At 59.6% G+C, this 6,551-nt stretch carries 4 protein-coding genes; 2 read left to right on the top strand and 2 right to left on the bottom strand.

The window, feature by feature from the left end:
- Positions 1-500: aldehyde dehydrogenase family protein (locus AC0L2Z_RS34620; RefSeq protein ID WP_473630547.1), on the bottom strand; the 500-nt coding region annotated here is incomplete at its 3' end.
- Between the two features lie 1,490 nt (positions 501-1,990).
- Between AC0L2Z_RS34620 and AC0L2Z_RS34615 the strand changes: the two genes are divergently transcribed.
- Together AC0L2Z_RS34615 and AC0L2Z_RS34610 are read left to right on the top strand one after the other, a co-directional pair.
- A complete protein-coding gene (locus AC0L2Z_RS34615; protein WP_065007676.1) occupies positions 1,991-3,346 on the top strand; it encodes an aspartate aminotransferase family protein in 1,356 nt (451 codons plus the stop codon).
- On the top strand, positions 3,337-3,516 hold the full coding sequence (locus AC0L2Z_RS34610) for a hypothetical protein (protein ID WP_065007675.1): 180 nt from the start codon (positions 3,337-3,339) through the stop codon (positions 3,514-3,516). Before AC0L2Z_RS34615 ends, AC0L2Z_RS34610 begins: the two co-directional genes overlap by 10 nt.
- Positions 3,517-4,335: 819 nt before the next feature.
- Here the strand turns inward: AC0L2Z_RS34610 and AC0L2Z_RS34605 are convergent.
- A complete protein-coding gene (locus tag AC0L2Z_RS34605) occupies positions 4,336-6,177 on the bottom strand; it encodes a type II toxin-antitoxin system HipA family toxin (protein ID WP_473630546.1) in 1,842 nt (613 codons plus the stop codon).
- Between the last annotated feature and the right edge of the window lie 374 nt (positions 6,178-6,551).

Below are 6,551 nucleotides of genomic sequence, written 5' to 3'. Positions count from 1 at the left end.
GCTGGGAAATTCCATGGCGTAATCGTGCCGACGACACCGATCGGCTGCTTGATCACCAGCATGCGACGGTCTGTCGAGGGTGCGGGGATCGTCTCGCCATAGATGCGATTAGCTTCTTCGGCGTACCATTGCAGATACGCGGCCGCATGCGAAACCTCCGACTTGGCTTCGGCAAACGGCTTGCCCATCTCTGCAGTGAGTATGGCGGCAAGATCACCGGCGTGGTCGATGATCAGCTCATGCCATCGCCACAGAACGTCGCTGCGTTCTCGGGCGGTCAGAGCCGCCCATCCAGGCTGCGCTACGTAGGCCTTTTCGATCGCAGCGCGTGTCTCCTCCACACCCATGTCGGGAAGTACTGCCAGCACTTCGCCGCTCGACGGGTTGAGGACCTCGAATGTCCGCTCGCTAACTGGCGTGCCGAGCGCTGGCAGGCGATCGATGGCGCCAAACAGGTCCGCGGATTTCAGGTGGCGGACCATCGGCAGGCACAGGGGCAATACTGAATTCCTCTCAAACACTGCGGATACGCATGTCAGCAGGCGTCGGTGTATATTCCGCGTCCGGGGATGCTTATAGGGCCTCGGCCTGATGGCTGGTAGACCATTCCACTCAACTTAAAGGGAGAATTCTTGAACTGTCGTGGTCGATGGCTTGCGGTTCTCATTAAGTGACAACCTGAACAATGGACATCGGCTTCCGACCGCGCAGCCAGTTCATGTGGCCTGAACGGATCGCGATCTCTGCCATCGGAAGGGAGGCTCCTATGAGGAGAAGGCGAGCCACGATTCGGCGGATCGGTCGACTGACCCGGCAGGTGCTTCGCACGCCCGCGAAAACAGCTCCGCCGGCATTTCTCACCGAACCGAATTTATTTCCCCGAGAAAGGGAGAAGGAAGGGGAACTGGGCTGCCGGGCTCATCCTTGCCCCCAGCGTCAGGCCGACGACCATAAATGGCGGGCTCGGCCGGAAGCAGCTCCGCCGCTGCCCTGACTTGATCGAGCATCACCGATCGATCAGGCTGCGCGCCGCTGAGTGTTGTCGATGCCGAGCTTCTCGAGCTGCGATTCGAGGGGCGGGGCTGCAATCGACCTGGAGGGATCCAGCTTGTAGATAGCATAGGCGCCGATCCATGTTCCTTGGTTGCCTCGAGCTCGGCCTCTATCCTTGAAGACCAGGAGATGTTCCTGTTTCCGGCCGTGTCCGATTGAAGACGTCTTAGGTTCGAAACCCAACACAACTGACACGCCGGCATCCCACCCGCGTGGCACGAATGCGTGCTTTTCTCCTTTTGATCGCGCTCCTCGGTGGCACGTCAATTGCACGTGACAGTTAACGGCCGGGGCCCAGACGAATTGTTCCTATCGATCAACCGACTGCGCGCAGAATGTGACGGTGCGCAAACTGAAGGAGTAGCTGATGCGAGTAGTCGTCGTATAGATCCATGGTCACACCGGCATGATCATCGGTTCGGACAGCCGCGCCCGGAGGTCGACCACCGAGGCGAGGTCAAAAGCATGACGGCGGTACTGCGAGAGGGCGGCCACCAGACGCCGGGGTGCGACGGCGATAAAGAACTGCTCGCTTCGCTCGTGTGGTTTATGACGCCCATCCGCAGGCCCGGCCCTCGGGGATCGCCTTCAACATGCGTACGGTATTCAGGGCGAGAAATGGTCTCACCCACGTTCCCGCCATGCCCCGGCGGGGATCCCGTACACCGGATCCGGCCCGCCTCGGCATGGGCTAGCGCTCGACAAGATCATCGCCAAGAGACTAGCCCGCGATGCCGGCGTGCCGACGCCGCAGTTTCGCGTGATGGTTGCGGCACCGAGAGTGCCGGCGAGCTGCGATTCCGCCACCAAAGTAGGCAGCATTCTCGATCCGTGTTGATGGTGCAAGCACCTCCATCAGAACTCGCTCCAGCGCCAAATGGCATCAAAGTTTCGTAGAGCCTCGCCATCTCGACAAAGGTAGTCAAGGAGTTCGGACATGCAGCGCATTTCAGGGCTGGGCCACAACCGGGGAGAGGTCGTTGGGCCAAAATCTCGCGAGGAGTTTCAACGAGCGCTAAAGATCACGCCCGGCGGCAGCATGCGTGCTGCGCAGTTCTTCGCTCCCCACCCGCCCTATGCTGTGGCAGGAGCGGGCAGCTGGATCACTGACGCGGACGGCAGCAAGGTCTTCGACTGCGCAAACAACTCCTTCTCGCTCATTCACGGCCATGCCTTTCCGCCGGTGATCGAGGCGCTGCACAAGGTCCTGGACGACGGCACCGCATTCGGGCTTCCGACCACAAGCGAGACCAGGCTCGCGGAAGCAATCACGACGCGTTCGCCGAAGCTTGAGCAGGTCCGCTTTACGAGCTCCGGCACCGAGGCTGTTATGTTCGCTGTCAAGGCCGCTCGCGCTATTACAGGGCGCCCGATGATTGCCAAGTTCGAGGGCGCATATCACGGCGCCTATGACTATGTGGAAGTGAGCCTTGATTCTGCACCAGACAACTGGGGCGATTCGTCGCCTCACAGTGTGCTCTATGCCAGTGGAGCTCCCGCCTCCACCGCCGCGGATGTCCTTGTCCTTCCTTACAACGAGGCCAAGTCGTGCAGAGAGCTCATCCGTGCACACCATGAGCGCCTCGCCGCGATCCTTCTCGATCCAGTTGCTCCCCGCGTGGGCATGGTTCCGATAGAGGCGGATTTGCGGGAGGTCATCCAGGATTGCTGTAACCGCTACGACATCCTGCTTGTGGTTGACGAGGTCGTTTCTTACCGCGTCGGTTTCCGTGGCGCCCATGACATCTTCGGCTTTGAGCCGGATTTGGTCGCTTTGGGCAAGATCATCGGCGGAGGTTTGCCCGTTGGAGCCGTAGCCGGGCCTGCATCGCACATGGCGGTCTTCGATCACACCAGGGGCAAGCCAGCCGTGTCCCACGGCGGCACGTTCAGCGCAAACCCGCTCAGCATGACAGCTGGGCTGGTGGCACTGCAATCATACACAAAGGATGCCGTGGCCCGTCTTAACCAGATGGGCGAAACGCTTCGCAATGAAATCATCGAGCAACTCAGAAGGCGCGAACTCCCCGCGCAGGTTACCGGCGCCAGCTCCCTCTTTCGGCTCCACCTGAAGGCTGAAGTTGTCCGAAACTACCGGACCTCGTTCCCAAGCGCCTTGCAGAAGGCGGCGCTGGCAAAGGTGCACCGTGCAATGCTGGAACGGGGTTTTCTGATGACGCCGAATTGCTCTGGCGCGCTCTCGACTCCGACGAGCGAGACCGATGTCCAAGATCTAGCCGCAGCGCTGGTGGATGCCGTTCATGAAACTTGGAAACAATCTCCGTGGGACTGATCGAGCAATGGTGGAAAGCGCAGTTTCGCGGCAGCGCTCGCGTCGGCGGCTTCGCCGATACGCACGACAATAACGTCGAACGGCGCACCGACGACCGTTGCCATGTCGAGAACACGCTGCAATCAAATGGGCGGTCATCGGTGCCACTCGCACCCGGTTCAACAAATTAATTTCGACCGTTAGCTGCCAATTGCGCTTGGCGCAGTATGGCAGCGCCTGGCGCGGCTGGTCCGGGATCGACCGGTAATTGTCAGCTTGCCTGCCCGTGCACACGCGCAAATCGAGGGCCGCGCGCAACGACGCCCCATCGGCTTCGCGGTTTGACTGCAGTGAAGAGGTTTGCGTTCGTTTTTCACCGAACCTCCAGCATTCCTGCCGCTTTCTGAGATTTTGCAGGGTTGGTTTGCGGCGTTTCCGAGTCCTTCTACCCAGTGTGAGTTGTTTTTGCTGGGAGCCCGCTTCCTGCACAATGGCCCGGACCTGCGCCATTAAGAAGGCTTCCATCGCGTCGTTGTAGAGGCCAGGCCCCTGCGTGGCCTTCGGCGAAGCAGAGTCTTGGCCCATACGGGTGACGATCCTTCGCGCAGAAAGGAATGCGAACATCATCAAGAATTATGATTCCAATTGTGAAATTTTGAATTATTGATAAAGAACTTGTCTTTTCACGACAGAGAAAAGTTGCAAGTCCGCAGCATCAATGACTTGTCACCTGTCCACACGAGTCCTGGCGCTTCAAGAACCGCGCCTAATCACCCTTCAGCTGCCAAGCGCGATCCGCGCCCGCCCGGGCTGCGCAACCTTGACCAGCTCCGCCCGGGCGAACGCTGACGTCGCACAGTCCATAAGGGGGTCAAAAAATTGGACGCGGATGGGAGGCCGGATTGGGAAAAAGCGCAAGCTCAAGCTCGAACGCTATATGGCTAGGCCGTTCAGCCAATAAGGTGTTTGGGTCTGAGAGCGGAAACCGTCGTATCAGTAGATCGACATATCTACGCAAACCCTTCGATGCGTTCGTGGACAATAGCGCGCATTTGCTCCGCCATCTTCGCGCCTTGAGAGCCGTCTGATAGAGGTGGCGGCAATTCGAGGTGGTTGAGAGCGCGTGAGAGGGCTGCAACGAGATCGTCGATGCTGGTATCCGCATCGGCAGCCTTAAGGCCAGCCGTGCTCGCGAAAGCCTTGAAGTCGGCGCGCCGCAGACGATCGTCTTTGCCGTTCAGCTTGAGGGCCCTCCGGTCTTTTTCGAGATGTGGAAACACGCGAGTCGTGACCGCGTCGTAGAGCGGAGCCATGCGGACTGAGCTGAACTGCGCGCTGCCGGGCTCTGCGATTTTCAGCAGTGCCATGTTCTTAAGGTGCATGTCGCCATCGGCGATCAGCCAGGCGAATAAGGATCGCTTGAGGACAAGCAGGACGTCGTCTTCGGGGGAGGTCGATAGCGGTCTTAGTGCCCGCGCGATTCGCTCCATTGTGCCGTCGAATTTTGCTTCCGTGGGCACACCGAGCACTGAGCAAAAATCCTCAAGCGCCAAAAGATGCTTGTCGTCAAGGCTCGTTCTGATGTCGAACCGCTCGACGAGGAGCGCCGGAGGCATCCCGTCAGGCATGGGGACGAGCGCCGTCGCGGGCGTCGTGAAACCGGCCGCGCTGCCCAAAGCGAGCGACTGCCATTCGATAACCGGCAGGGCCTCAAATCCACCTGTACCGGCAGGCTTGAGGATGTGGGTGAACGGTTTGCCGGTACTGGGGGAGAGAGTACCGTCGGTATCGAGGAACATCGGCGCTTTGATCTGAACGCCTGATAAACGCGGCGTATCGGTACGCTCGAAAATCTCCGCCAGATTGCGCTCGAAGCTCTGCTCCAGATCGCCGCGACCCGGCCCTGCATACTGGCCAGTGAAGATAGAATTTCTAGTGAAGCCATCGAGCCGGGTTAGCAGGACGTCGGGCGGCAGGGCGGAGAGATCGCTCGCACGCTCGACGATGGTAATGTTGGACATGTAGCGTTTGCCCGAGCGCAGCGTCGCGCGCTCGTCGCGGTCATTCAACACCGACTCAAGCCAGCCTTCAGGCAGCAGCGACAGAATGAAAGGAGGGAGCTTGCCCGGCGTGGTCTGGCGAACAAGTGGCGGGCCATCCTGATCATCTGGATTCCAGCGCCACTCAAAACCATCATGTGTGAGATTGCCGAGCGGAGCGCCGTGCCACGCTACGATCAGATCGAACGCGGCTTCATTGCGCGCAGGCTCTGCGGTCACTGGACGGCGGAGGAGGAAGCGCTCGGCGTGCTCGCCTTCGCGATACCACTGGTTTTCGTGGGCGAGCGCCCATGTCGCGTCGGCAGCGCCCTGGGCGCTGCCGTATTCTTCTATGAGGCGGTTCGCGATTGTCTCGCGCATCGTCTCATCGATGGATCCCGCGTGTTCGCTGCGCAGGCGGAAAGCTTCGAGGAAGCGCTGGCGCATCGAGGAGACGTCGATCCGGAATTCTCCCATGCCATCATCGATATTCGCTTGAGCGACTGATGGGTGGTCGGGAGCTGCGTTCTGAATGATTTCCAGCGAGCGCAAGCGCGTGCGTTGTATTCGTCGCCCGCTCAGGAACAGGCGGCCATCGCGGGTCGGCCCGAGAAGGACAGCGCTCGCGGCCGAGAGGTAAGCGTTGGGATACAGGTATTTGGCGATGCGGACGGCGTGCTTGAGTATCGTGGCCTCGATATCCTCCCCGGCATCGACATAGATGCCGCGCCTTAGCTGAACGAGCTTGCCCGTTTCAGCCTGATAGTGGCTGCGGGTTTTATCGATGTTTTCCCCGACGAGGTGAAGAGCCATTTTCTAACTTTCTCGTATGTGAAATACGGGAAAGTTAGCATACTGAGCTCCAGAGTAAGAGAATTTAACTTTCCCGTATTTCAAATACGCGAAAGTTAATACCTTCTCTGAACGTCGGGCGTTCTCCGGCTCGGCAATCGAACCGCCGGGCGAGAACCCGATCTGCGAGGGCGAGCAGGCAGAAATCAAGGCGTTCATTCTGCCGCACCATAGTCGAATCAGCCAAACGTATGTGGGCGGAGTCCTTCAGCAACTATTCTTAGAGCGCAGGATTATTCGCTGTCACGGGACACCAGGTAGCCGCGGGCCAACGCCCATAATGGCGGGCTCGGCCGACAGCAGTTTCTTCGCCGCCGCCCTGACCTGGTCGAGCG

This window comes from Mesorhizobium sp. WSM4850, from assembly GCF_055811735.1.
The sequence above is the reverse complement of the archived record's forward strand: the minus strand, read 5'-3'. Positions and strand labels throughout refer to the sequence as shown.

What these genes read in the sequence shown, in the direction of transcription:
- AC0L2Z_RS34615 (WP_065007676.1), top strand. Translation starts at nt 1,991, where the DNA reads ATGCAGCGCATTTCAGGGCTGGGCCACAACCGGGGAGAGGTCGTTGGG.
- AC0L2Z_RS34605 (WP_473630546.1), bottom strand. Translation starts at nt 6,177, where the DNA reads ATGGCTCTTCACCTCGTCGGGGAAAACATCGATAAAACCCGCAGCCAC.